Here is a 25192-nt window from a genome sequence, read left to right as displayed (position 1 = left end):
CGGAGGAAAAGGGCAGGTTTTCCGTGCGTTCTCCGCAACAATTTGCGCGCTCGCGTGTTGGTGGGGGAAAAGGAGACTTGCCTGATGAAACTACCGCACAATGCCCACGTCGCTGTCGTCGATGGAAATCGCTTCATGTTGCTCAAGAATACCGGTGCGCCGTTCGAGCCGACGCTCGAGATGGTCAAGGAGCCGGGCCTCGATCCCAGCAATTTCAGCGCGGGCGTGCGGCACCAGGACGATGCCGGGCAGAAGACCGGTGCAACCGACCTCAACGAACTCGCGCACGGTGCGGCGGTGGCCGAATGGCTCAACTCCAAGGCCATCTCGGGCGACCTGTCGCAGGTCATGGTGATGGCCGATCCCAAGACGCTGGGCGAGATGCGCCGTCATTATCACACCGCGCTGGAGAAGGCCCTGGTCGGCGAAATCGACAAGACCGTGACCGGCGAACCGCTCGACAGGATCGCGAAAGTGATCGCAGAGACCGAGTAAATTCAAAGCCGTGCCTCGACTTACCGCAGGATTGGCATGATCGGTCGTGTCGATCCTGCGCAAGCGGCAAATTATGCTTGAGACCGTGTTAAGGGCACGCATTAATGCTGCGCACACGAGCAATAGGGTAAGTTGAGGCTATGCTTAGGAAACTTGGGTCCACATTCGCCATCGCGCTGGCAGCCGCCGCGCTCCCCTTCGCACCTGCCTCCGCCCAGCAGGTCTCGCTCGAAGCCCAATTCGACAACACCTTCGGAACCCAGGTGCGCGCACCGCAGAGTTTCGAAGCGGTCTATGAGTCCCCGTTCGAGCGCCGGATCGCCACGCTTGCTGATGGCTCGATGGGCCGGATCGGCGTTTACGCCGTCGATCTGGCCACCGGTGAGGAGGTCGGCGTACTGGCCGATCAGCGCTTCCCGATGGCGAGTACGAGCAAGGTTGCCATCGCAGCCACCTTCCTCGCCGGGGTCGATCAGGGCCGCTGGAGCTTGACGAGCGAATTCGAACTTCCCGGGCGCGGAACCTACATCTCGGCGCGCAAACACCTCGACCTCATGATCACCCGCAGCTGCAATGATTGCACCGACGCCCTGCTCAATGCCGTCGGTGGCCCCAGCGCGGTCAATGCGTGGATGCGCCAGGCCGGGATCAGCGATTTCCAGCTGAACCGGAACATCGCCGCCCTCGTGCGCGAGGACGGGCGGATCGATCCCGCGACCGAGATCGACCTGAAGGACAGTGCGACGCCGCGCGCAATGGGTCAGCTTCTGGCAGGGATCTACCAGGGCAAGTGGCTCAGCCCCTCTTCGCGGCAGGTGCTGATGAACGCCATGTCCGAAACCGTAACCGGCAAGCGCCGGATGACCTCGGCGCTGCCGATGACGGCAAACCTTGCCCACAAGACCGGCACGCTGAGCCGCACCGCCAGCGATATCGGCATTTTCTACACGCCCGACGGCCGCCCGATCGCGGCCGCGATCTACGTCACCGGGCAGAGCCTTTCGATGGCTGCCGAAAACGGCAACCGCGCCCGGAAGCTGGAAGCGCGGCGGCTGCGCGACGAACGGATCGCGACCATCACCGGCGCGCTGTATCGCGGGTTCGGCGAGCGCGCCCCGAGCGACGGGCGCGTGTGGGCATCGGCCAATTACGGTTCGGGCGGGCAATAGGCTCCCGTCGAAATCTTGCACAAAAAAGGGCGGCGCCATTCGGCACCGCCCTTCTTTTTTCCCGAAGGAAGCGCGCCTTAGTCGGCAGCGGCTTCGGCTTCGGTTTCGCCCTGGATGTCGGCTTCCGCTTCGTTCGCTTCTTCTTCGGCTTCGGCGGTCGCGTTGTCGACGGCTTCACCGGTGTCGTTAGCGGCGTCTTCGATGCCTTCGCCCATTGCGTCGACGTTGGCTTCGGTGTCGGCGGCAGCGTTTTCAGCGGTCGCTTCAGCGGCGTCTTCGGTGCTTTCCGAGCAAGCGGCGAGGCCGAGAGCCGAAACGGCGATGGCCGAAGCGAGAACGATCTTGCGCATAATGGTAATCCTTTTCAAAGTGGTCCGGCCGCTTCATTCGCGGCGGTCGAAACCCCGTCCAGCGGCGGCTTCTGATTGCTAGATAATGGCAAGAATGTGGCATTACAAGCCCCAATTGGGGCAGCCGTCATGCTTCCGCCTTTTTATGGTCTTTTTTCAGCCGACGAAGCAGGCTGACGGGCCCGCAGGGCACTGCTAGCAGGGGCCATGGCCGACAAGCAGCATCTTTATCTCGTCGATGGCTCCGCGTATATCTTCCGCGCGTATCATCGGCTTCCCCCACTCACGAATCCCGAGGGCACCCCGGTCGGCGCGGTGTATGGCTATACCACGATGCTGTGGAAGCTGGCCGAGGATCTCGACAAGGCGGACGGGCCCACGCATCTGGCGGTGATCCTCGACAAGGACAGCCGCAGCTTCCGCAACGATCTCTACGCCGAATACAAGGCCAACCGGCCCGAACCGCCCGAAGACCTGCGCCCGCAATTCCCGCTGATCCGCGATGCGACGCGCGCCTTCTCGCTCCCCTGCATCGAGGAAGCGGGGCTTGAGGCCGACGACATCATCGCCTCCTACGCCCGCGCGGCCGCATCGCAGGGCTGGGACGTCACCATCGTCTCGTCCGACAAGGACCTGATGCAGCTGGTCGGCACCAGCGAAGCGGGCGGCACGATCGACATGCTCGACACGATGAAGAACGCGCGCATCGGGCCCGAGGAGGTCGAGGAGAAGTTCGGCGTCCCGCCCGAGCTGGTTGGCGACGTGCTCGCCCTGATGGGCGATTCGGTCGACAACATCCCCGGCATCTACGGCGTGGGGCCCAAAACCGCGACCAAGCTGATCCAGGATCACGGCTCGCTCACCGCTGCGCTCAATGCGGCGCCGGAGATGAAGAAGAGCAAGCTGAAGGAGCGCCTGCTGGAGCATCGCGGCGATGCCGAACTCAGCCGCGTGCTCGTGACGCTGAAGGAGGACTGCGCGCTGCCGGTGCCGATCGAGGACATGAAGCTGACCGCGATCCCGCCCGAGCCGCTTGCGCAGTTCCTTAACCAGCACGGCTTCCACAGCCTGCTGCGGCGACTCGAAGGCGGCAATGGCGGGCCCGGGCCGAGCACGCAGCTCCACCCCGCCAAACCGCAGACCAAGGGCGAGGAGCACGCGCCGGAAGGCAACCGCCAGCCGCTCCCAGAGATGCCCGCTGTCGACCGCAGCGCCTATGAATGCGTGCAGACGGTCGAGCGACTCGAGGCGTGGATCGAGAAGGCGTTCAAGGCGCGGCTTGTCGCGGTCGATACCGAAACCAGCGCGCTCGATGCGATGCAGGCGGACCTCGTGGGCATCAGCCTCGCAGTCGGGCCCAACGACGCCTGCTACATTCCCCTCGCCCACGGCAGCGACGACATGTTCGCCGAAAAGCCCGAGCAGGTGCCGCTGGCCACCGCGCTGGAGAAGCTCAAACCGCTGCTCGAAAGCGACGCCGTTCTCAAGGTCGGGCAGAACATCAAGTACGACGTCAACATACTCGCCCGTCACGGTGTCCATGTTGCGCCGATCGACGACACGATGATCATCAGCTTCGCGCTCGACGCGGGCCGGTCGCAGGACGGGATCGGCGGCGGGCACGGGATGGACGAGCTTAGCGCACGCCATCTCGGCCATACGTGTCTGTCCTTCAAGGAGATCTGCGGCACCGGCAAGAAGGCGATCCCCTTCGGCGAGGTCCCGCTCGACCGGGCGACCGAATATGCCGCGGAAGATGCCGACGTCACCTGGCGGCTGCACCGGCACCTCAAACCGCGCCTCGCCGTCGAAGGCGGCACGAAGGTCTATGAGCGGGTCGACCGCCCCCTGCTCCCCGTGGTCGCCGGAATGGAACGCCACGGGATCAAGGTCGACCGCGAACAGCTCGCCAATCTTTCGGAGCGTTTCGCGACCGAAACCGCACGGCTCGAAGGCGAGATTCACGAGATTGCAGGTCAGGAATTCGCGGTCGGCAGCCCGAAGCAGCTGGGCGAAATCCTGTTCGAGAAAATGGGTTACAAGGGCGGTAAGAAGGGCAAGAGCGGCCAGTATTCGACCGACCAGTCGGTGCTGGAAAAGCTCGACGCGACCGGCGCACCGATCGCCACCAAAGTGCTCGAATGGCGCCAGCTCGCCAAGCTCAAGTCGACCTATACCGACGCTTTGCAGGCAGCGATCAAGCCCAGCACCGGGCGTGTCCACACCAGCTACAGCCTCACCGGCGCCCAGACCGGGCGGCTGAGCTCGACCGACCCGAACCTGCAGAACATCCCGATCCGCACGGAGATCGGCCGCGAGATCCGGCAGGCCTTCGTCGCCGAGCCTGGCAATGTCCTGCTTGCCGCCGACTATTCGCAGATCGAACTGCGGCTGGCCGCGCACATGGCGGATGTGGCCCCGCTGCGCGACGCCTTCGCTGCGGGCGAGGACATCCACAACCGCACCGCACAGGAAATGTTCGGCACCGTCGATCGCGATACGCGCGCGCGCGCCAAGACGATCAACTTCGCGATCCTCTACGGTATCTCGCGCTGGGGCCTCGCCGGGCGGCTCGGCGTCGAGGCGGACGAGGCGCAGGAGATGATCGACACCTATTTCGCGCGCTTCCCCGGCATCCAGCGCTACATCGTGACCACGCTGGAACGGGTGCGCGAGCGCGGCTATTCGGAAACGCTGTTCGGCCGCAAGACGTGGTTCCCGCGGATCAATTCGAAGAATCAGGCCGAACGGCAGGGAAGCGAACGCGCCGCGATCAATGCGCCGATCCAGGGCACCAGCGCGGATATCATCAAGCGCGCAATGGCCCGCATGGCGCCGGCGCTGGCCGACGCAGGCCTGAAGCCCGACGCCGCGGACGGCGTGCGGATGCTGTTGCAGGTGCACGACGAACTGGTCTTCGAACTGCCCGAAGGGCTGGTCGAACAGGCGAAGCCGGTGATCGAGACGGTCATGGCCGAGGCCGCGCAGCCTGCAGTCGAACTCAGCGTCCCGCTTGGGGTCGACATCGGCACCGGCCGCAACTGGGACGACGCGCATTGATGCCCCCGCAACGTCCGTTTCCCCGCCCCGCCCCCTTTCGGGTCTTCATCCGTCGCTGGTTCAACTGGCTCGTGCTGGGCGCGATGGCCGGATCGATCCTCGGCGCGATCGCGCTCCTGCTCTCCACCGGGGCCGCCGAGCGGGCGGAGCGCATCCAGGTCGAACGGGCCGACGATATCCTGCGGGTGCTGGACCGGATAGAGCGCGCCGCCCTTTCCGCCGAGAGCGCGCAGCGCGGCTATTTCATCACGCTCGATCCGCGCTATGTCGAACCCTACAGGCTGTCCCGCAGCAAGGTTTCCGATGCCACGCACGAATTGCGCGAGGCGATCACGCAAAGCCCGGTCGAAGGGCAGGAACGCGAACTGGCCGCCATCGAGGCCGCGCTGGACGACAAGTTCACCGAACTGGACGAGACCATCGCCATGGTCGAGCGGGGGGACCTGCGCGAGGCGCGCCGCCGTATCCTGATGGGCGAAGGCTTTGACGCGATGCAGCGGCTGACCACTGCGATCGATCGACTGGCCGCGGTGGAAAATCGGCTCCAGGCGAATCAGAGCGCCCGGGCGAGAGCCGCAGAGTCACGGATCGTGCCCATCCTCGGCCTGTTGCTGCTGCTGCTGATCGGGGCGATCGTGCTGGGCGCGGTCCTCGTCGCGCGGGCGGCGCAGGCGGAAACCGAGGCCGCGCAGGCGCGCGCGCTCGAAACCGCGCGCGACCGGGCCGATCTGCTGGCGCAGGAGCTCAACCACCGGGTCAAGAACCTGTTCGCCATGGTGCTCGCCATCGTTCAGATGAGCGCGCGCGAGGCGAAGGATGTCGAAGCCTACAAGGACCGGGTCGGCTCGCGCATCCGCGCGCTGTTGACGGCGCACGAGGTGACGCAGGGCACAGGGACTGCGGCGGACCGGCTCAACCGCGATGGCGGAGCCTCGGTCCGCGCGCTGGTGGAAGCCACGGTCGAACCCCACGTCTCCGAAGCCAAGCGGCTGGAGATGGAGGGCGACGACGTGGCCATCGACCGGGTCCAGGTGACCCCGCTGGGGCTGGTCCTCCACGAGCTCGCGACCAATGCGGTGAAATATGGCTGCTGGCAGGACGAGGGCGTGCTGCATGTGCGCCTGCGCAAGGATGGCGACCTGCTGCACCTCGAATGGCAGGAAGACTGGGACACCGCGAAAGTTGCCGACAAACCGCAAGAGACCGCCGGCGACACCACGCAGGGCGGCTTCGGCAGCACGCTAATGACCGGCGCTGCGCGGCAACTCGGCGGCGAGGTGGAACGCACTTTCGGGCCGCGCGGGGTGACCGTCAGCTTCGCCTTCCCGATCAGCCCGCAGACATCCGCCGCTTGATCGCGCGACCCGCGGCCCATACGCCCCTGCCATGACCATCATCTCTTCGATCGGAACGCTCTGGCCCGAAACCTGGCCCGTCTCGCCGGAGGAACTGCTGGTGAACGCCGCCATCCTCGGCGTGGCGGTGGTGGTCGCGCTCGTGGTCCACCGGCTCGCCTTCGGCCTGCTGCGAGGCGCGACCGCGCACGGCTTCGCCCGACACGGCCAGCCGGTGGTCGAGGCCGTGCGCGCGCCGTCGCGCTGGCTGGCGGTGGCGATCGCGATTTCGGCGGTGGCGGAGCGATCCGACGCGATCCGCCCGGCATGGGAGGCGCTGTCCGATTTCATCGCTCCGGTCATTCTGGGATGGCTCGCGCTGGCCTTCATCACGGGGTGGGCGACTGCGCACGAGCAGCGGATGGAAAAGCGGCTCGACCCGATTCACATGCGCAGCCGCAAGACCCGGATTGAGATTTTCCGACGAACCGCCTCCAGCCTGATCATTGTCATCACCATCGCGCTGATGCTGCTGAGCATCCCCGGCGTAAGGCAGGTCGGGGTGACGCTGATGGCATCGGCGGGTCTTGCAGCGCTGGCGATCGGCGCGGCCGCGCAGCCGGCGCTCAAATCGCTGATCGCGGGCATCCAGATGGCGCTGACCGAACCGATCCGGATCGGCGACATGGTCGTAGTCGACGGCGTGACCGGCCGGGTCGAAGAAATCCGCATGACCTTCGTCATGGTCCGCGTGTGGGACGAGCGCGTGCTGGTGGTGCCGACGGGCAAGTTCTTCGAGGAAAGCTTCGAGAACTGGTCCCGCTCCGCCGACCGGCTGACGGGCGTGGTGATGCTCAACCTCGATCCCATCGCGGACGTCCCGCCGATCCGGCAGGCGTTTCTCGATTTCCTGCAGGATCATCCGCTGTGGGACGAACGCGACGCCGCCGCGCTCCTCACCGACGCTTTTCCCGAGAGCATCGCGCTGCGCCTTTCGATGACGGCGGCGAGCATCGGCGAGGTGTGGGACCTGCGCTGCGCTGTGCGCGAATACATGCTGCAATGGCTACGCGAGAACCAGCCGGTCGCGCTGATCCGCCACCGGCTGGAGGTCGAGGCCGCGAACGACCGGGGCGAGTAGCGAACACGTCGCCACCCGCCCTGCCCGCGGCGACCTAGTCGCCGTGCTTCGATTCGCGAGTCGATTCGACCATGCCTTCACTGATGAAGCCGATCGGCATGGGCTCTGCCGCACGCTTCTTCAGCTCCCCGCGCATCTTCTTGTATTCGGCTTCCATCTTGGACGTCACCGAAGCGCGGCTGTCTTTCAGCGCCTCGGTAAAGTCGGCCATGGTGACCTCCTGCACATCCGAGCCGGCGCGATGCAGCGCGACGAGGCCGGCGCGGCGGACCACGTCTTCCAGGTCTGCGCCGGTGAACCGCTCGGTCTCGCCCGCCAGTTTCGACAGGCTGACGTCGGCGGCCAGCGGCATGTTGCCGGTGTGAATGCCGAGGATCTGCTCGCGCCCCCTGGCGTCGGGCGTGCCGACGTAAACCAGCTCGTCGAACCGGCCCGGGCGCAGCAGCGCGGGATCGACCAGCGTCGGCCGGTTGGTCGCGCCGATCACGACGACCGACTGGAGTTCTTCCAACCCGTCCATCTCGGCGAGGATCGTGTTCACGACACGGCCCGTGACCTGCGGCTCCATGCTGCCCGAACCGCGCGCGGGCACGAGGCTGTCGATCTCGTCGATGAAGATGACGCAGGGCGAAACCGCGCGTGCGCGACGGAACATCTTGGCGATCTGCTGCTCGCTCTCGCCGTACCACTTGGAGAGCAGGTCCGACGACTTCATCGAGATGAAGTTCGCGTCCGCCTCCTTGGCGACGGCCTTGGCCAGCTGCGTCTTGCCCGTGCCCGGCGGGCCGTAGAGCAGGAAGCCCTTGGCTGCCCGGATCCCGAGCCGATGGAACGCCTCGCGGTTGCGGATCGGGAGCTCGATCCCTTCCTTCAGCTTTTCGATCGCATCGTCGATGCCGCCGAGATCGTCCCAGCCGACATCGGGCACCTGCACCATCACTTCGCGCATGGCGGAGGGCTGGACGCGCTTGAGCGCCGACAGGAAATCATCGCGTCCGACATGCAGGTTCTCGAGCACTTCGGGCGGGATCGTCTGCGCGTCGAGATCGATTTGCGGCATGATCCTGCGGACCGCGTCGATCGCGGCCTCGCGCGCCAGCGCCGCGATATCCGCGCCGACGAAGCCGTGCGTGACCCTGGCCAGTTCCTTCAGATCGACGCCCTCCCCCAGCGGCATGCCGCGGGTGTGGATCGCGAGGATTTCGCGCCGACCATTCTCGTCGGGCACGCCGATCACGATCTCGCGGTCGAAACGGCCGGGGCGGCGCAGCGCCTCGTCGATCGCATCGGGACGGTTGGTCGCCGCGATCACCACGATGTTGGAGCGCGATTCGAGCCCGTCCATCAGCGTCAGCAGCTGGGCGACAAGACGCTTTTCCGCTTCGCCCGGCACGCTGTCGCGCTTGGGGGCAATCGAATCGATCTCGTCGATGAAGATGATCGCGGGTGCGTTCTGGTTCGCATTTTCGAACACTTCGCGCAGGCGCTTTTCCGATTCGCCATAGCCCGAGCCCATGATCTCTGGCCCGTTGATCGCGAAGAACTCGGCATCGCTTTCATTGGCGACGGCCTGCGCCAGCCGCGTCTTCCCCGTTCCCGGCGGGCCATGCAGCAGCACGCCTTTGGGCGGATCGACTCCGAGGCGGGTGAAGAGTTCGGGATAGCGCAGCGGCAGCTCGACCATTTCGCGCAACTGCTGGATCGTGTCCGAAATCCCGCCGACATCGTCATAATTGACGACCGAGCGCCCGGCCTTGGGCTCCTCGAAATCGGGCCGCAGCTCGATCTCGGTGTTCTCGTCGATATGGACGATGCCCTTGGGGGCGGTGCTGATGACGCGCAGGCGAATCTGGGTGAGCGCGTAGGCGGGCGCGTTGAACATGCGCTGGACTTCGGCCGGCATGTTCTGGACCGGCTGCTGGCCGGTGGTGGCGACCAGATCGCCCGCGGTGATCGGCTTGCGGAAGAAGTTGCGCTTCAACGCCTGGGTCGGCCCCTGCAGCCGCATCTCGCGGCTCGCCGGTGCGAACACCACACGAGTCGCCGCACGCGACTGCGCGGCTTCGATCTTCACATGCTCGCCCGAGCCGACTTCCGCGTTGGCGCGCTGCAACCCGTCCAGTCGGACCACCGACAGGGCCTGATCCTCGTCATAGGCGGCCATCGCGATGGCGGCGGTGGAGCGCTTGCCCGAAAGCTGCACGACATCGCCCTCGGTCACGCCGAGCGTCTGCATTGCGCTGCGCGGCAGGCGTGCGACGCCCCGCCCGCTTTCTTCCTGGCGGGCGGCAGCCACCTGCAGGCGCACGTTCTTGTCTTCGGTCGCGGCTTCGCTGTCGGCCATGATGTACGTTTACTCCCGTCGTCTGCGCACCGTCTTCTCCGGTACGCGCGTGGCGGCCTAAATAGGTCGCATCGTCCATTTTGGAATGACCGAGCCCGAACATGGGTCCGCGAACCGCCGATTCGCGGATTCCGGACAAGAAAAAACCCGGCTGGCGAACCAGCCGGGTATGAAGTTTGGGAGAGGATGCCTGAAAGGCCTCATTGTTGTGGCGCAGCACGATTCGTTTCGCAAGTGCGAAAAGAACATCGATCGTTGAAAAATTTGCAACTCACCCGCTCTATCGGTTTTTCGCCAATGATATCGCTACCAGATCAGAAATGGTGTGTTGCAGTGCAGCATTTCAGCGTTGTCCCGCGGGATGACAAGACCGCGCCGAAGCCCTAAACCTGCGCGCAATCCTCCCACCTTCGACCCACCGGAGACCCATGCAGAAACTCTTTCCCGACGCCGCAGCCGCACTCGAGGGTGTGCTCAAGGACGACATGCTGATCGCCAGCGGAGGTTTCGGCCTTTGCGGCATCCCCGAAAGACTGCTCGACGCGATTCGCGACAGCGGGGTGAAGAACCTCACCTTCGCCAGCAACAACGCGGGGATCGATAACGAAGGGATCGGCAAGCTGCTGCGCACCAAGCAGGTGAAGAAGATGATCAGTAGCTATGTGGGCGAGAACAAGGAGTTCGAACGCCAGTTCCTTGCCGGAGAGCTGGAGGTCGAATTCTGCCCCCAGGGCACACTGGCGGAGCGGATGCGCGCAGGCGGCGCAGGCATTCCCGGGTTTTACACCAAGACCGGCGTGGGCACGCAGGTGGCCGAGGGCAAGGAGGTCAAGCAGTTCGACACGGGCGAGGGCCCGCAGGACTACATCCTGGAACGAGGCATTTTCGCCGATCTCTCGGTCGTGAAGGCATGGAAGGCCGACGAGACGGGCAATGTCGTTTTCCGCAAGACCGCACGCAATTTCAACGTGCCCGCCGCGACCTGTGGCAAGGTATGCGTGGTCGAGGTGGAAGAGATCGTGCCCGCCGGCACGCTCGATCCCGACAGCATCCACCTGCCGGGCGTCTTCGTCCAGCGGATGATCGTGGGCGCGCCCTACGACAAGAAGATCGAGTTCCGCACCGTGCGCGAGGCGGCCTGACCGACCGAACACGATGATCCGCCTGCTCGCCCCGATCCTCCTGCTCGGCTCCGCCTCCGCCCTCGGCGGCTGCGTCGCGGCCGCGCTTCCGCTCGCGGCGGGGGGGCTGATGCTGAAAGGCAACCGCGACTACAAACCACCGGAGCCTGCCGAACCGCAGCAGCCGTCCGGCGCTCCCCTAGAGGGGGCCGGCCGCACCGCCGGCGAAGCCGCCCCGGCGACCGACGAGCCGCCGGGGCCGCGGACTACCACCTCGGTCGACGAGCAGGTCGCCATGCTTTCCTCCTCCCAAGTGATCGGGCTTGCGCCTTTCGCCGAGATGCCGGCCCCGTCGGAAGCCGACCTGGAGGACGACGGCACTCTGTCGGGCCTTTTCGCGAAGGTCACCGCCGTGGCGCAGGCCGATCCCTTCACCGAAACCAGGCGCAAGTCTGCCTTCCTCGCCGACCCCGTTGGCCTGCGGCCCGAACGCACCGAGTGCGCCATCGCGCAGACCGCGGTGCTGGTCGACATCGATCCCGGCGATGGTGAGGCCCCGCTGGACGACAAGGCAACCGCGCCCCGGGAGTTGATCCAGGTCCTCGCGACCCTGCGCGCGCAGGAAGTCGCAGTGCTCTGGCTCTCGCGCCATACCGCCGTGCGCGCCGGAGCCGTGCGCCGCATGCTGCTGCGCACCGGGCTCGATGGGCGCGGGGCAGACGAACTCTACCTCGTGCGATACGAGGACGAAACCAAGGCGACCCGCCGGGCAGATGCTGCCGAGGATTTCTGCGTCGTCGCGATCCTCGGCGACGAAATGCGCGATTTCGACGAGCTGTTCGCGTTTCTCAAGGATCCCGGCGCGGCGGCCGCGCTCGACCCGCTGATCGGCGAGGCGTGGTTTCTCGCGCCCGCTCCCATCATATCCCCTCCCGAAGAAGGCTGAATTCATGACCGACGAAACGACCGGCTGGAGCCGTGACGAGATGGCCGCCCGCGCCGCGCGCGAACTGCAGGACGGCTATTACGTCAACCTGGGCATCGGCATTCCCACACTCGTCGCCAACCACATTCCCGAAGGCATGCACGTCACCCTGCAGAGCGAGAACGGGATGCTCGGCATCGGGCCCTTCCCGCTCGAGGGCGAGGAGGACGCCGACCTTATCAACGCGGGCAAGCAGACCATAAGCGAACTGCCGCACTCCGCCTATTTCGACAGCGCGACCAGCTTCGCGATGATCCGCGGCGGGCACATCGACCTGACCGTACTGGGCGCGATGGAAGTTGCGCAGAACGGCGACATCGCCAACTGGATGATCCCGGGCAAGATGATCAAGGGCATGGGCGGCGCGATGGATCTGGTCGCGGGCGTCAAGAAGATCATCGTGGTGATGGACCATACCTCCAAGCACGGCGATCCCAAGTTCATTCCCGAATGCTCGCTGCCGCTGACCGGCACCGGCGTGGTCGACATGATCATCACCAACCTCGGCGTGTTCCAGCGCCCCGATCACGACAGCGCCTTCCGCCTGATCGAGCTGGCCCCCGGCGTAACCGAAGAGGACATCGCGAAGAGTACGACTGCGAAATACGAAGTCGCGCTCGAAAACGCCTGAACCGCTCGCAATGTGGCTCGACGAACCCCGCAATCCTGACGCCCCGCTCGCCGGGCTGAGGGTCCTCGAACTCGCGCGCATCCTGGCCGGTCCCTTCGCCGGGCAGACGCTGGCGGACCTCGGCGCGGACGTGATCAAGGTGGAGGCGCCCGAAGGCGACGGCACCCGTCTGTGGGGCCCGCCTTTCGTAGAGCGGTCGGACGGCGCGCGCGAAGCGGCATATTATCACGGTTGCAACCGCGGCAAGCGCGGGATCACCGCCGACTTCCGCACCGCCGAGGATCTTGCGCGGGTCAAGGCGCTGGCGGCCGAAGCCGACGTCGTGCTCGAGAATTTCAAGCCCGGGACGCTTGAGAAGTTCGGACTGGATTACGCGGCGCTTTCCGCCGCAAACCCGCGCCTCGTCTATTGCTCGATCACCGGTTTCGGACAGGACGGGCCGCGCCGCGACGAGCCGGGTTTCGATTTCGTGATCCAGGCGATGAGCGGGTTCATGGCGCTGACCGGCGAACCGGAGGGCGAGCCGATGAAGCACGGCATGTCGATCTCGGACCTGTTCTGCGGTCTCTACTCGACCATCGCGATCCAGGCCGCGCTCGCGATGCGCGCGCGGACCGGCAAAGGCCAGCATATCGACATGGCGCTTTACGATTGCTCGGTCGCGCTGCTCGCCCATCAGGCACAGAGCTTTTTTTCCACGGGCGAGAACCCTCCCCGGATGGGCAACATGCACGCGCAGGTAAGCGCCTATGGCGTGTTCCCAACGAAGGATGGACCGGTGGTGCTCTCGCCCGCAAACGACCGGCTGTTCCGCAAGCTGCTCGAAGTCTTCGAACGGCACGACCTGCTGGAAGACGAACGCTTCGCCACCAACGAGGCGCGGATCGCCAACCGGGCGCAGATCGACGGGATCATCGCAGGCGAATCCGCCAAATGGCACCGCGACGCCCTGCTCAAGGCTTGCGAGGCCAACGGGGTCCCCGCCGGGCCGATCTACGAGGTCTCCGAGGTGTTCGAGGAACCGCAGGTGCAGGCGCGCGGAATGACTTTCCCTATGGCCGATGGGCTCACCGGCCTGCGCAGCCCGTTCACATTCTCCGATGCGCAGCTGGCGCTGGGCGAGCCTTCACCGAGGCTTGGCCAAGACGACTAGCGCAGGATCGGGCCGAACCGGCCGCGCGCGAGGCTGCGCCACAGCCATTCGAAGGGCCCCTGCCGGAACCGCGCGAGCCAGAGGGGGGACCACGCCATCATCAGCGCAATCGGCACAAAGGCGAGGGCGAAGGCGCCGCTGCGTGGCAGCGCGCCGTAGAGGCCCAGCCCCCAGCTGTAAAACAGCAGCGCGAAAATCAGGCTGGTGAGCAGGTAGTTTGTCAGCGAGAGCCGACCCGCGCTCGCCAGAACCCGGCGCAGCACATTGTCGCTCTCGGCGAACAGGCCCATCACCAGCGCTGCGTAGCCGACCGCCAGCAGCAGATCGAAGGGCAGCGACCAGAACAGCGCGACCGGGCCAACCATTGCCCCGCGAAATTGCGCCCAGATATCGACCATGACGAGAGCGCCAAGTGCGGGAAGCGCAATCAGCGCAATGCGTGTCGCGAGCCCGAGGCATCGGGCCCGCTGCCACTCGCCCTGGAGAAGACCGTTGCGCCACAGCCCCGCGCCGACCAGCATCATGGCGAGCGTCGAGGGGATGCCCGGCACCTGTGTTTCCAGAGCGGCAAAGAAGCCGAGGATGCGCCGCGCCACTCGCTCGCCAAAGCCTTCGGCACCGATTGTCCGGGCATACTCCAACGCGGCAGGATCGCTGCCGAAAGCTTGTGCGGGCAGGATCGCCGCCGCGCTGTCGGGCTCCGCAGTAAGCCACAAATAGCCGAGCAGCGTGCCGCCCAGCGTATGCAGCGCGATCAGGACGCCGCCCGCAACCAGCAACCCGCGCGCGCCGAAGCCAAGGAACAGCGGCACAAAGAGGCCCGCCATCGCGTAAAGTCGCAGGACGTCGTTATTGGCGAGCAGGATCGCGTGCGCCGCGCCGATGCCGAACAGCACCACCATGCGCAGGATATGATCGCGAGTCGGGTGCGCACCATCTGTCGCGGCCGCGCGCTCGATCAAGATCGCGACTCCTGCGCCGAACAGCATGGCGAACAGGCTGCGAAATTTGTCTTCGATAAAGACGAAGCTGAGCGCCCAAACAAGCCAGTCGAGCAGGCTCTCGCTGCCCGCCGCCGCCGGATTGAAATAGGCCGCAGGCGGTAGCGCATAGATATAGACGTTCATCAGCGCGATGCCCGCGACGGCGATGCCACGCAGCGCATCGAGCGCGACGATCCGGCCACCAGTCTCGGAGCCGGACGCAAAAAGGCCCGGCGCCCCGGATGCTGTCAGCGGAGTGCCGGGCCGGTTCATCTCGGTCTAGTGGGCGGCTTACTTGCCCACGGCAGCCTTCAGATCGTCGACCAGATCGGTCCGCTCCCACGGGAAGGTGTCGCCTGTCGCGGTGCGGCCGAAGTGGCCGTAGGCCGCGCTCTGGCGGTAGATCGGCTTGTTGAGGCCCAGATGCGTGCGGATGCCGCGCGGGGTGAGGCCGCCCAGCTTGGCCATCCCGCGGATCGCGTCTTCCAGCGCTTCTTCCTTGACCGTGCCGGTGCCATGCAAATCGACATAGACCGACAGCGGCTCGGACACGCCGATGGCGTAGGAAAGCTGGATCGTGCAATGCGTGGCGAGGCCCGCCGCCACTACGTTCTTCGCCAGATAGCGGGTGATGTAAGCGGCCGAGCGGTCAACCTTGGTCGGGTCCTTGCCGCTGAACGCGCCACCGCCGTGGGGTGCGGCACCGCCATAGGTATCGACAATGATCTTGCGGCCCGTCAGCCCGGCGTCGCCATCGGGCCCGCCGATCTCGAACGCGCCCGTCGGGTTGATGTGCCACACCGTGTCGTCACCAATGAAGCCCGCGGGCAGCACTTCGCCTACCGCTTTCTTCACGTAGTTCTTGAGCTCGGCTTCCTTGTCGCCCTCGTGATAGCCCGGCGCGTGTTGGGTCGAGACGACGATCGCGACGGCTTTGGTGGGCTTGCCGTTTTCGTAACGCAGCGTGACCTGGCTCTTGGCATCCGGTTCGAGGAAGGGCGCCGCGCCCGACTTGCGGTCGTCGGCGAGGCGCTGGAGGATCTTGTGGCTGTAATCCAGCGTCGCGGGCATCAGGTCCGGCGTCTCGTTGCAGGCATAGCCAAACATGATGCCCTGATCGCCTGCGCCTTCGTCCTTGTTAGACCCTTCGGTGCCCGCGTCCACGCCCTGCGCGATCTCGCTTGACTGGCCGTGCAGGTGGTTTTCGAAAGTCAGCGTTTCCCAGTGGAATCCGCTCTGTTCGTAACCGATCTCCTTCACCGTGTCGCGCACGACCTTTTCGATTTCTTCTGCCGCGCCCGGCTTCCATTCGCCATTGTCGTACATCGGCGCGCAGCGGATCTCGCCCGCGAGAATCACGCGCTGCGTGGTGGTGAGCGTTTCGCAAGCGACCCTCGATTCGGGATCCTTGCTCAGCATCAGGTCGACGATCGCGTCAGAGATCTGGTCGGAGACCTTGTCCGGATGGCCTTCCGAAACGCTTTCGGACGTAAAGATGTAGCTGCTGCGCATGGGGGGATTACCTCGATATAAAGAGTTCTTTATGTCTCGATAAGGGCCCTAGTGCGGCATCCGCCGCATTACAATAAGAGAGCCGCCGAGAAGCGCCAGCGCCCAGACGAGCGCCAACCAGTTGCCCATCATCGCGAACAGCGTGGGTGCACCGGCCAGCGGCACCTTGCCCTGAAGCCGACCGCGCTCGCCCATCCCGAGATGCTCGCGCACAACGCCGCGTGCATCGATCACCCCGCTGATGCCGGTGGTTGTCGCACGCAGGATCGGCAGTCCCTCCTCGATCGCACGCATGCGCGCCTGCGCCATGTGCTGTGGCGGTCCGGTGGGCCCGAACCATCCGTCGATCGACGGATTGACGATGTAATCGGGCCGATCCGCGCGGTCGACGATCTGGCCCGAGAAGATGATTTCGTAACAGACCTGAATGCCTGCCCGTCCGTATTCGCCGAGATCGAGCGTGCGCGGGCCGGGGCCGGGAAGGAAATCGATCGAACCCGCGACCATGCGTGACAGGCCGAGCGGTTCCAGCAGGTCGCGGAAGGGCAGATATTCGCCGTAGGGGACCAGGTGCGCCTTGCGATAGCCCGCAGCGATCTCGCCCTCGTCATCGATCACGCTGACGACATTATAGGCGGCAACCGCGCGCTCCCCTTCTATCTTGAGATCCATCGTCCCCGTCAGCAGCACGCTGTTCGGCCCGATCACGCGGGCGATCCGGGTGCGCGCGAACTCAGGACTGCGCCCGGCGGTAGTCGCGTCGTAGTAACGATCAGGATAGCCCTCGCGCAGATAGTCGGGCAGCACCCCTTCGGGCCACAGCACCAGGCGTCGCGCGTCCTCCTCTTCGGGAGGACGGGTCGAGAGTGCCGCCATCGTCAGGAAGCTCGGCTCGTACTGCCGGGGATCGTTCAGCGCAGCCTGACCGAGATCGGGCTGGACCAGCGTGTAATCGAGCGTCCCCTCCGCGCCATCGCCGTACGGCCAGTACATGGCCACGATCAGAAGGACCGAGCCGAGCCCGGCCCGCAGCCATGCACGGCGCAGCAGCTGGTCGATCAGCGCGACAGACAGCAGCGCCGCGAGGCCCGACAGGGCATAGGTGCCGGTCAGCGGCAGCGGCGCGGCCAGCCCCGCCCGGTCGAACGGCCCGAGCAGCGCGAGGCTGAACGGCCCCCAGGCGTAGCCGGTGAACAAGGTCGCGCGCAGCCATTCGGCAAGGATCCACGCCCCGCCCAGCGCCAGCGCGTAGGCGAGCGTGCTCTTCGCGCGCGTCAGGCGATAGGCGATCGCGAAGGCGGCGGCGGGGAACAGCGCGAGATAGGCCGAAAGCACGGGAACTGCGAGCCAGCCGATGATCGCGGGCATCCGGTCCTGATGGGTGAACGCGGTCGCGATCCACAGGTTGGTGAAGGTGAAATGCGTCAGCCCGAACAGCCAGCCGCGAAAGAACGCGCTGCGGACCGAGCCGCTGAAGCGGATCAGGACGGCGCCCGCGCCGAGGCCGAGAAGCGCCAGCAGCCAGAGATGGAGGGGCGGGTAGCCAAGCGCTGCGATCGCGCCGAGCAGCGCGATCACGATGCGCGGATGCTGCAGCGCCCGGCTCAGCACCGGGCGCCTCCGGTCGGCAGTTCGCCCCTGGTCGGCAACATGCCGATCATCCCGTAGCGAGAGAGCGTGGTCAGCCGACCGCGCTCAGCGCCTCGTCGCCCCCGTCTTCGCCAGAACCCTCGTCACTCGCCTTGCGGGTGCGGCGGCGCGGCTTCGGCTTGGCTTCTTCCTCGCCCGATGTCGCAGCGGCGATGGCGGGGGGAAGGACGTTGGCGTCGATTTCGCCCTGCTTGTCGTCCGCATTCTCACCATCGCTCTTGGCGGCGCGCTTGCGCGGGCTCGCCTTGCGGGGTGCGGCGCTGCGCTTGCGCACGAAGGGATTCTCGTCGGATTCGAAATCCTCGTCGCCTTCCTGCGAATCGTCGGAATCGGCATTCTCGCGGTCGCGGCCGCGCGGCTTCTCGGTGCGAGGGGCGCGCTTGGGCTTCGACTTGCGACGATCGTCCTGGCCCTGATTCTGACCGTGATTCTGGCCCTGGCTCTGATCGTCATCCTCGTCTTCGGAGGAATCGTCGTTCGCCTGACTGCGGTCGTTATTGTCGCGCTTGGAGCGCTGCTCGTCCTGACGGGCCTTGTTGTCGGCGATCACGCGGAAATAATGGTCCGCGAACTGCAGATAGTATTCCGTCTGCACACGGTCGCCATTGTGCTGGGCGTCCTGCGCCAACTTCTTGTACTTGTCGAGCAGCTGGGGCGCATTGCCCCTCGCGCGGCTGTCGATCCGGTTGGAGCTGTTGCCACCACCGCCGCCACCCTGATTGCGATTGCCGCGGCCGCGCCGACGGTTGTTGTTACGATTGCTGTTGTTGTTCAAGGAATACTCTTCCCTCGTGGTCGGGCCAATAGATGCGGCGTCGCAGCTGTGCTGGGTCCGCGGCCCACCTGTCCCTAAGCATGATCTTCGATCTCTTGCCGATCGCAGGCCCCGTAAAGGCCCGGTCCCATCGCAGATTTCGGATCGCTACCCGTGCTAGAAATCGTCCATTTCTTGCCGGGTCTTGACCGGACTTACCGGTTGGCTTTCGCTTTGCCAACCCCTTGCGACATAATCATTGCGCGCGGGTGTCCGTTCAGATCCCTGCGCATGGTGCTTTCAAGCCCCTGATCCTGCGCGAGCGCGGCGACGGCATCGTGCTGCGTACTGCCGATCTCGAAGATGGCGATCCCGGCGGGTGTCAACAAGTGCGCGATCTGCGGGAGCAGGATTCGGTAATCATCAAGGCCTTCGGGCCCCGCAAACAGCGCCGATCCCGGCTCGTGATCGCGCACGCACGGGTCGAGCGATGCGTCATCCTCGACATAGGGCGGATTGCACAGGACCAGATCGAACGTGTCCAGATCGCGCTGCCAGCCATCCCGGCGCCAGCTGCGCCGCAGGAACCTGGCACGCTCCGCCAGTCCCAGCTTACTCGAATTGCACTGCGCGACGCGCAGCGCAGGCATCGAGGCATCGAGGGCGGTCCCTTCCGCCTCCGGCCACTGCGACAGCGCCGCGAGCAGCAGCGCGCCCGAACCGGTGCCGAGGTCGAGAATGCGCCTCGGGGCCTCGCGGGTCCCGAAGTGCTCCTGCGCCGCATCGACCAGCGTCTCGCTGTCGCCGCGCGGGATCAGCACGGCGGGCGTGACCTTCAGCTCCAGCCCGTAGAACTCGGCGCTGCCGGTGATGTAGGCGACGGGTTCGTGCGCCAGACGCCGCGCGAACAGCGGGGCGAAGCCATCGGGCGCAGGATCGCGCATATGGTGCAGCAGCATGGCGGAGCGCGAGACGCCCAGCGCATGCGCCATCAGCAGCTCGGCATCGATCCGCGCCCACGCGACGTCGAGCCGGCTCGCCGCCTCGCGGATGACCTCGCCGACACTGCCGTTCAGGTCGACCGCATCAGTCATTCATCGCCGCGAGCCGCTTGGCCTCGTCCTCGGCGATCAGCGCGTCGATCAGCTCGCCCAGCCCTGGCCCGGCGATGATTTGCGGCAGCTTCTGCAACGTCAGGCCGATCCGGTGGTCGGTCACGCGGCCCTGCGGATAGTTGTAGGTGCGGATGCGTTCGGAGCGGTCGCCCGAGCCCACCATCGCCTTGCGCGCCTCGGCCTCGGCGCCCTGCGCGGCGTCGCGCTGCTGTTCGTAGAGGCGCGCGCGCAGCACCTGCATCGCCTGTTCGCGGTTCTTGTGCTGGCTGCGCCCGTCCTGGCAGGTGACCACCAGCCCGGTCGGCAGGTGCGTGATGCGGATCGCCGAATCGGTCGTGTTGACGTGCTGTCCGCCCGCGCCCGACGCGCGATAGGTATCGATCTTGAGGTCGCCCGGATCGATCTGAACGTCGACCTCGTCCGGCTCGGGCAGCACCGCCACCGTCGCCGCCGAGGTGTGGATGCGCCCGCCGCTCTCGGTCTCGGGCACGCGCTGCACGCGGTGCACGCCGCTTTCGAACTTGAGCTTGGCGAACACGCCGGTGCCGGTGACGTGCGCGACGATTTCCTTGAAGCCGCCGACTTCGGACGCGCTCATGCTGACCGGCTCGACCTTCCAGCCCTGCTCGCCCGCGAAGCGCTCGTACATGCGATAGAGGTCGCCCGCGAACAGCGCCGCCTCGTCGCCGCCCGTGCCCGCGCGGATCTCGAGCATCGCGGGCTTTGCGTCGGCGCTGTCGCGCGGGAGCATCGCTACGGCGAGCTGCTGTTCGAGCTCGGGAATGCGCTGGTTGAGCGCCGCGAGCTCTTCTTCCGCCATCGCCTTCATCTCGGGGTCGGCGAGCATCTCCTCCAGCCCTTCGACTTCCTCGCGCGCGGCCTTCAGCTCCAGCGCCAGCTTCGCGACCGGCTCCAGCTCGGCATAGTCGCGGCTCGCCTGGACGAATTCCTCGCCCTCGAGCTGGCCCGAGGCCATCCGCGCCTCGATCTCGGCGAAGCGGTTGGCGATCTGGTCGAGGCGTTCGGGAGGGATCGTCATTGCGGTTGTTCCGGGGGGCATATCGGGTGACATAGGGTGACACGTGTCACCTTGGTGTCACCCTGGGCAAGGTGCTGTTTGTACTGGCGTTTTTGGCGAATTGGCACGAAAGGCGACACTTTTTGCGTACGAGGGAGCTGGGGCTGATTGCCTATTGGATGCACTAGCGCGGATTGGGTGAGGTAGGAAAGGTGGCGCAGATCCCCCCTCGTCATCCCAAGCTTGCCCCGGGATCAGGCGTCTTCGGGTGCTGCACTCGAAGAAGAAGCACCACCCCGGATCAAGTCCGGGGTGACGCAAAACCTACAGGTGGTGGCGCATGGCGTCCCATGCTGCCTGCACCTCTGTCGCGCGCGGGTTGTCGCCCCGGAAATTGGAGGTCGTTCCCTCGGCTCCGTCACGCAGGCTTACGATGGCCGAGGCAGGCGTCTTCACGGCCTTGTCGAACCGCTTCTTGGGCGAACCACTCGCGATCAGATCCGCCGAGAACCCGAGTTCGCGGAACCGGGCCAGCACGCGGATCGCTTTGGGGATCGCGTCATCGGATTCCGCGACGACCATAACATCGGCCGCGTTCGCTTCCTTCTCCCCGACCAGCATCGCCAGCCGCTCGATCCCCGCGGCCCAGCCGACGGCAGGCGTGGCGGGCCCGCCAAGGCTTTCGATCAGCCCGTCGTAGCGGCCCCCGCCAAGGATCGTGCTCTGCGACCCCAGCGCATCGGCAGCTTCCGAGCCCTCGTCGGGAATGAACTCGAATGCGGTGTGGCGGTAATAGTCGAGGCCGCGCACCAGGCCCGGCGCACGGACCCATTTGACACCTGCTGCATCGAGCCCGCTGGTCACGGCATCGAAGAAGGCGCGCGCCTCGTCGGTCAGGAAATCGTCGATCTTGGGCGCATCGGCGACGAAGCGCTGATCGCGGCGGTCCTTGGAGTCGAGAATCCGCAGCGGGTTCTTCTCCAGACGCTCCTGCGATTCCTCGCTCAGCTCGTCCTTCACGGCGCGGAAGTGCTCGACCAGCGCAGCGCGCCATGCCTCGCGGCTGTCGCCGTCGCCCAGCGTATTGAGCTGCAGCGTCACGCCCTCGATCCCCAATTCGCGGATCACCTGGTCCGCCATCGCCAGCAGCTCGACGTCTGCTTGAGGTTCCCCCGCACCGATAATCTCGGCGTCGATCTGATGGAACTGCCGGTAGCGGCCCTTCTGCGGACGCTCGTAGCGGAACAGCGGGCCGTGCGTCGCCAGCTTCACCGGCGCGTGCTGCTGCCAGCCATTGGTGAGGTAGGCGCGCGCGATTCCCGCCGTGAATTCGGGCCGCAGCGTCAGCGATTCCCCGCCGCGATCCTCGAAAGAATACATTTCCTTGGAGACGATATCGGTCGTCTCGCCGATCGAGCGAGCGAAGACCTCGGTCTTCTCGAACACCGGGAATTCGGCGCGGCGGAAGCGGTAGAGCTTGCGCACGCGCTCGAAGGTTTCGACCACGAAGGCGAAGCTTTCCGCCTCTGCCCCGAAAATGTCCTGCGTGCCGCGGATTGCCTGCGGTGTCTTTGTCTTTGCCATGATGGGCGAGCGCTTAGCGTGCGTGTGGCGTAAACGGAAGCAGTGCGGGCGAAAGCAGGATACATTGTTGCATGCGCGTCCCATTGGCCGCATGAGTGCGGTCCATGAAGCATCTCCTCCTCAGCGTCGCCGCCCTTCCCCTCCTCCTGGCGACGCCCGCCGCCGCACAAAGCGATATCCGCCCCGCGGGCAATTCCGCGCCCCTGCAGGAGCAGCTGGACGACCAGACGCCGCTGCCCGCCGACACGCCGTGGCCGGGCGGCACGATCGCGCTGGATATCGACGCGACCGATACCGAGCGCGGCGTCTACAGCGTGACGCAGACCATCCCCGTCACCGCCGACATGCGCGAGCTGCGCCTGCTGTTCCCCGAATGGCTGCCCGGCAACCACGCCGCGCGCGGGCCGATCAACCTGATCAGCGCGTTCCGCTTTACCGCCGACGGCAAGGTGCTGGAATGGAAGCGCAACCCGCTCGACGTGTACGAGATCATCATCGACCTGCCTGCGGGCACCGAGGCGGTAAAGGCCGATTTCGTCCACACCTCGCCCATCACGGGCAGCGAGGGGCGGATCACCATGACGCAGGAAATGCTCAACCTGCAGTGGGAGAAGATGAGCTTCTACCCCGCCGGACATTATGTACGTCGGATCGCGGTGAAGCCGACCGTGAAAGTGCCCGAAGGCTGGGAGGTATCGACCGCGCTCGACGGGCAGACGCGCAATGGCCAGATGGTGAGCTGGCAGACCGTCGACTATGAAACCCTGGTCGATTCTCCCATCTTCGCGGGCAAATATGCGCGGCAGTGGCAGCTCGACGAGGATGTCCGGCTGAGCGCGATGGCCGACGCGCCGAAATATCTCGACCTCGCGCCCGAGAACCTCGCGACGTTCGAGCGGCTGGTGGACGAGGCCGACGCGCTGTTCGGCGCGCGCCATTTCGACCATTACGACATCCTGCTGGCGATGACCGACCGGATGGGCGGGATCGGGCTGGAGCACCACCGGTCGGGCGAGAACCAGTACGAGCCGACCGCGCTGATCGACTGGGACGCGATGGACTGGGACCGCAATGTGGTCAGCCACGAGCTGGTGCACAGCTGGAACGGCAAGTTCCGCCGTCCCGATGCGCTGTGGACGCCCGATTACCGCACCCCGATGCAGGACAACCTGCTGTGGGTCTACGAAGGGCAGACCCAGCTGTGGGGCTGGGTGCTGGCGGCGCGCAGCGGCCTGCAGACCAAGCAGACGTTCCTCGATGCCTTTGCGACCTATGCGGCGAACTATTCCGAAGGCCAGCCGGGCCGCGCCTATCGATCGGTCGAAGATACGACGCATGATCCGATCATCAATTCGCGCCGCCCGCTGCCCTTCTCGTCGCTTTCGCGCGCCGAGGATTACTACGTCGAAGGCGCGCTGGTATGGCTGGAAGCGGACCAGATCATCCGCGCGGGCACGGGCGGCGAAAAGGGGCTGGACGATTTCGCCAAGGCCTTCTTCGGCGTGGGCGATGGCGACTGGGGCCAGCTGACCTACGAATTCGACGAGGTCGTCGCGACGCTCAACGGTGTCTACCCCTACGACTGGGCCGATTTCCTGACCACGCGCCTGCTCAAGCCCGATCAGCCCGCACCGCTGCGCGGCCTCGAAATGGCGGGCTACCGGCTGGTGTGGAAGGACGAACCCAACAGCTATGATTCGGGCCGGATGGGCAACGGCGGATATCTCAACCTGTTCTACTCGCTGGGGATCAACGTCGCCGACAATGGTACGGTCACCAGCACCTTGTGGGACGGGCCGGCATTCCGCGCCGGCCTGGTCAACGGCAACACGATCGTCGCGGTCAACGGGGTCGCCTATTCGCGCGAAGTGATCGAGGATGCGATCACCACGGCGACGCAGAGCGACGAACCGATCCAACTGCTGACCAAGCGCGGCGACGTGTTCCGCACGGTGTCCATCGATTATCACGACGGGCTGCGCTTCCCGTGGCTCGAACCGGTGAGCGAGGAAGAGCAAGGCCTCGACAAATTCCTCGAGCCGCGCGCCGCCAGCTGACGGATCGCATGATCGCCCGGCCTTCCGCAGCGGACAAAACGCGTTGCGGCTTGCGGGCGACTCCCCTAGGTCGCGTGCAGATTCTTCCAGACCGGTGGCCGGGGCCCATCGCCCCAGCCGCTGGCCATACCGAACGAGAGTAACCATGCGCATCGACTTGATCCCCACGGGCGACAATCCGCCCGAAAGCCTCAACGTCATCATCGAAGTGCCGACCGGCGGCGAGCCCGTGAAATACGAGTTCGACAAGGATTCGGGCGCGCTGTTCGTGGACCGCATCCTGCACACGCCGATGCGCTACCCGGCGAACTACGGTTTCGTCCCGCACACGCTCTCGCCCGATGGCGACCCGCTCGACGCGCTGGTCATCGCCCGCTCGCCCTTCATCGCGGGCTGCGTCGTGCGCGCGCGCCCGATCGGCGTGCTCAACCTCGAAGACGAGCATGGCGGCGACGAAAAGCTGATCTGCGTGCCGGTCGACACGACTTTCCCGTATTACTCGGACGTGGGCGAAACGAAGGACCTGCCGAGCATCATCTTCCAGCAGATCGAGCACTTCTTCACCCACTACAAGGATCTCGAGAAAGAGAAGTGGGTCCGCGTCGGCGAATGGGGCGATGCCGCAGAAGCAAAGCGGATCGTGCTCGAAGCGATCGAGCGGGCGAAGAAATAAGCGGATTGAGCGAAGGTCGGCTTGCGAGCCGTGCGGACCTTCGATGTTATTGCACGGCTAACC

At 65.8% G+C, this 25192-nt stretch carries 20 protein-coding genes; 11 read left to right on the top strand and 9 right to left on the bottom strand.

Features of this window, described 5'->3' with window-relative positions; all coding sequences use genetic code 11:
- The first annotated feature begins 84 nt into the window (after positions 1-84).
- Positions 85-495 (top strand): baeRF12 domain-containing protein, encoded by a 411-nt coding sequence (locus ACYQ0L_RS08645; protein WP_459788673.1) that lies wholly within the window; start codon positions 85-87, stop codon positions 493-495.
- A 140-nt stretch (positions 496-635) separates the two neighbouring features.
- Positions 636-1664, top strand: a complete 1029-nt coding sequence (locus ACYQ0L_RS08640; protein ID WP_459788672.1) for a serine hydrolase — start codon at positions 636-638, stop codon at positions 1662-1664.
- Positions 1665-1741: 77 nt separating this feature from the next.
- Here the strand turns inward: ACYQ0L_RS08640 and ACYQ0L_RS08635 are convergent, their stop codons facing one another.
- Positions 1742-2014 (bottom strand): hypothetical protein, encoded by a 273-nt coding sequence (locus ACYQ0L_RS08635; RefSeq protein ID WP_459788671.1) that lies wholly within the window; start codon positions 2012-2014, stop codon positions 1742-1744.
- Positions 2015-2221: 207 nt separating this feature from the next.
- Here ACYQ0L_RS08635 and polA point away from each other — a divergent pair, with 207 nt between their 5' ends.
- Genes polA through ACYQ0L_RS08620 form a run of 3 tightly spaced genes read left to right on the top strand, consistent with a single transcriptional unit; the run spans position 2222 to position 7549 of the window.
- Positions 2222-5074, top strand: coding sequence for a DNA polymerase I (gene polA, locus ACYQ0L_RS08630; protein ID WP_459788669.1), 2853 nt, complete (start codon positions 2222-2224; stop codon positions 5072-5074).
- Complete coding sequence (locus tag ACYQ0L_RS08625; protein ID WP_459788668.1) at positions 5074-6429, top strand: sensor histidine kinase; 1356 nt, start codon at positions 5074-5076, stop codon at positions 6427-6429. The genes polA and ACYQ0L_RS08625 overlap by 1 nt, the downstream gene beginning before the upstream one ends.
- A 31-nt stretch (positions 6430-6460) precedes the next feature.
- Positions 6461-7549, top strand: coding sequence for a mechanosensitive ion channel family protein (locus tag ACYQ0L_RS08620; protein WP_459788667.1), 1089 nt, complete (start codon positions 6461-6463; stop codon positions 7547-7549).
- Between the two features lie 34 nt (positions 7550-7583).
- Here ACYQ0L_RS08620 and ACYQ0L_RS08615 read toward each other — a convergent pair whose 3' ends face one another.
- Positions 7584-9893 carry a CDC48 family AAA ATPase gene (locus ACYQ0L_RS08615; RefSeq protein ID WP_459788666.1) on the bottom strand — a complete coding sequence of 770 codons (2310 nt, stop codon included), beginning with the start codon at positions 9891-9893 and terminating at the stop codon, positions 7584-7586.
- A gap of 428 nt (positions 9894-10321) precedes the next feature.
- On the opposite strand from ACYQ0L_RS08615, the gene ACYQ0L_RS08610 reads away from it, so the two are divergent.
- From ACYQ0L_RS08610 to ACYQ0L_RS08595, 4 genes are read left to right on the top strand one after another with little or no spacing between them, the layout of a single operon-like run.
- On the top strand, positions 10322-11035 hold the full coding sequence (locus ACYQ0L_RS08610; protein ID WP_459788665.1) for a CoA transferase subunit A: 714 nt from the start codon (positions 10322-10324) through the stop codon (positions 11033-11035).
- A 13-nt stretch (positions 11036-11048) separates the two neighbouring features.
- Positions 11049-11960, top strand: a complete 912-nt coding sequence (locus tag ACYQ0L_RS08605; protein WP_459788664.1) for a hypothetical protein — start codon at positions 11049-11051, stop codon at positions 11958-11960.
- Positions 11961-11964: 4 nt separating this feature from the next.
- Positions 11965-12630, top strand: coding sequence for a CoA transferase subunit B (locus ACYQ0L_RS08600; RefSeq protein ID WP_459788662.1), 666 nt, complete (start codon positions 11965-11967; stop codon positions 12628-12630).
- A gap of 10 nt (positions 12631-12640) precedes the next feature.
- The gene (locus ACYQ0L_RS08595) at positions 12641-13783 is read left to right on the top strand and encodes a CaiB/BaiF CoA transferase family protein (protein WP_459788661.1); all 1143 of its coding nucleotides are present in this window, start codon (positions 12641-12643) and stop codon (positions 13781-13783) included.
- Here ACYQ0L_RS08595 and ACYQ0L_RS08590 read toward each other — a convergent pair.
- From ACYQ0L_RS08590 to hisS, 7 genes are all read right to left on the bottom strand, one after another.
- Entirely contained in the window at positions 13780-15039 is a 1260-nt protein-coding gene (locus ACYQ0L_RS08590) for a DUF418 domain-containing protein (protein WP_459788660.1), read from the bottom strand. The genes ACYQ0L_RS08595 and ACYQ0L_RS08590 overlap by 4 nt on opposite strands.
- A gap of 18 nt (positions 15040-15057) precedes the next feature.
- Positions 15058-16278, bottom strand: coding sequence for a methionine adenosyltransferase (gene metK, locus ACYQ0L_RS08585; protein WP_459788658.1), 1221 nt, complete (start codon positions 16276-16278; stop codon positions 15058-15060).
- Positions 16279-16326: 48 nt separating this feature from the next.
- Complete coding sequence (gene lnt, locus ACYQ0L_RS08580; protein WP_459788657.1) at positions 16327-17889, bottom strand: apolipoprotein N-acyltransferase; 1563 nt, start codon at positions 17887-17889, stop codon at positions 16327-16329.
- Between the two features lie 70 nt (positions 17890-17959).
- Positions 17960-18703: a DUF4167 domain-containing protein gene (locus tag ACYQ0L_RS08575; protein WP_459788656.1), complete on the bottom strand. Its 744-nt coding sequence runs from the start codon at positions 18701-18703 to the stop codon at positions 17960-17962.
- Positions 18704-18897: 194 nt separating this feature from the next.
- Positions 18898-19776, bottom strand: a complete 879-nt coding sequence (gene prmC, locus ACYQ0L_RS08570; protein ID WP_459788654.1) for a peptide chain release factor N(5)-glutamine methyltransferase — start codon at positions 19774-19776, stop codon at positions 18898-18900.
- Positions 19769-20836: a peptide chain release factor 1 gene (gene prfA / locus ACYQ0L_RS08565; protein WP_459788653.1), complete on the bottom strand. Its 1068-nt coding sequence runs from the start codon at positions 20834-20836 to the stop codon at positions 19769-19771. Before prfA ends, prmC begins: the two co-directional genes overlap by 8 nt.
- A 303-nt stretch (positions 20837-21139) precedes the next feature.
- Complete coding sequence (gene hisS, locus ACYQ0L_RS08560) at positions 21140-22399, bottom strand: histidine--tRNA ligase (protein WP_459788652.1); 1260 nt, start codon at positions 22397-22399, stop codon at positions 21140-21142.
- Positions 22400-22503: 104 nt separating this feature from the next.
- On the opposite strand from hisS, the gene ACYQ0L_RS08555 reads away from it, so the two are divergent.
- Together ACYQ0L_RS08555 and ppa are read left to right on the top strand one after the other, a co-directional pair.
- Complete coding sequence (locus tag ACYQ0L_RS08555; protein ID WP_459788650.1) at positions 22504-24456, top strand: M61 family metallopeptidase; 1953 nt, start codon at positions 22504-22506, stop codon at positions 24454-24456.
- Between the two features lie 145 nt (positions 24457-24601).
- On the top strand, positions 24602-25129 hold the full coding sequence (gene ppa / locus ACYQ0L_RS08550) for an inorganic diphosphatase (RefSeq protein ID WP_459788649.1): 528 nt from the start codon (positions 24602-24604) through the stop codon (positions 25127-25129).
- Positions 25130-25192 lie beyond the last annotated feature (63 nt).

It is taken from the genome of Alteriqipengyuania triglochinis (assembly GCF_054655655.1).
Note: the sequence above shows the minus strand (reverse complement) of the source record. Positions and strands in the feature narration are given on the sequence as shown.

Bases quoted from the DNA above. Each gene is read 5' to 3' on its own strand.
- ACYQ0L_RS08610 (WP_459788665.1), top strand. From the start codon at position 10,322: ATGCAGAAACTCTTTCCCGACGCCGCAGCCGCACTCGAGGGTGTGCTC.
- ACYQ0L_RS08600 (WP_459788662.1), top strand. From the start codon at position 11,965: ATGACCGACGAAACGACCGGCTGGAGCCGTGACGAGATGGCCGCCCGC.
- ACYQ0L_RS08615 (WP_459788666.1), bottom strand. From the start codon at position 9,893: ATGGCCGACAGCGAAGCCGCGACCGAAGACAAGAACGTGCGCCTGCAG.
- prmC (WP_459788654.1), bottom strand. From the start codon at position 19,776: ATGACTGATGCGGTCGACCTGAACGGCAGTGTCGGCGAGGTCATCCGC.
- ACYQ0L_RS08605 (WP_459788664.1), top strand. From the start codon at position 11,049: ATGATCCGCCTGCTCGCCCCGATCCTCCTGCTCGGCTCCGCCTCCGCC.
- ACYQ0L_RS08625 (WP_459788668.1), top strand. From the start codon at position 5,074: ATGCCCCCGCAACGTCCGTTTCCCCGCCCCGCCCCCTTTCGGGTCTTC.
- ACYQ0L_RS08640 (WP_459788672.1), top strand. From the start codon at position 636: ATGCTTAGGAAACTTGGGTCCACATTCGCCATCGCGCTGGCAGCCGCC.
- ACYQ0L_RS08645 (WP_459788673.1), top strand. From the start codon at position 85: ATGAAACTACCGCACAATGCCCACGTCGCTGTCGTCGATGGAAATCGC.
- ACYQ0L_RS08595 (WP_459788661.1), top strand. From the start codon at position 12,641: ATGTGGCTCGACGAACCCCGCAATCCTGACGCCCCGCTCGCCGGGCTG.
- ACYQ0L_RS08555 (WP_459788650.1), top strand. From the start codon at position 22,504: ATGAAGCATCTCCTCCTCAGCGTCGCCGCCCTTCCCCTCCTCCTGGCG.
- ACYQ0L_RS08590 (WP_459788660.1), bottom strand. From the start codon at position 15,039: ATGAACCGGCCCGGCACTCCGCTGACAGCATCCGGGGCGCCGGGCCTT.
- ACYQ0L_RS08620 (WP_459788667.1), top strand. From the start codon at position 6,461: ATGACCATCATCTCTTCGATCGGAACGCTCTGGCCCGAAACCTGGCCC.
- ACYQ0L_RS08635 (WP_459788671.1), bottom strand. From the start codon at position 2,014: ATGCGCAAGATCGTTCTCGCTTCGGCCATCGCCGTTTCGGCTCTCGGC.
- ppa (WP_459788649.1), top strand. From the start codon at position 24,602: ATGCGCATCGACTTGATCCCCACGGGCGACAATCCGCCCGAAAGCCTC.
- polA (WP_459788669.1), top strand. From the start codon at position 2,222: ATGGCCGACAAGCAGCATCTTTATCTCGTCGATGGCTCCGCGTATATC.
- metK (WP_459788658.1), bottom strand. From the start codon at position 16,278: ATGCGCAGCAGCTACATCTTTACGTCCGAAAGCGTTTCGGAAGGCCAT.
- hisS (WP_459788652.1), bottom strand. From the start codon at position 22,399: ATGGCAAAGACAAAGACACCGCAGGCAATCCGCGGCACGCAGGACATT.
- prfA (WP_459788653.1), bottom strand. From the start codon at position 20,836: ATGACGATCCCTCCCGAACGCCTCGACCAGATCGCCAACCGCTTCGCC.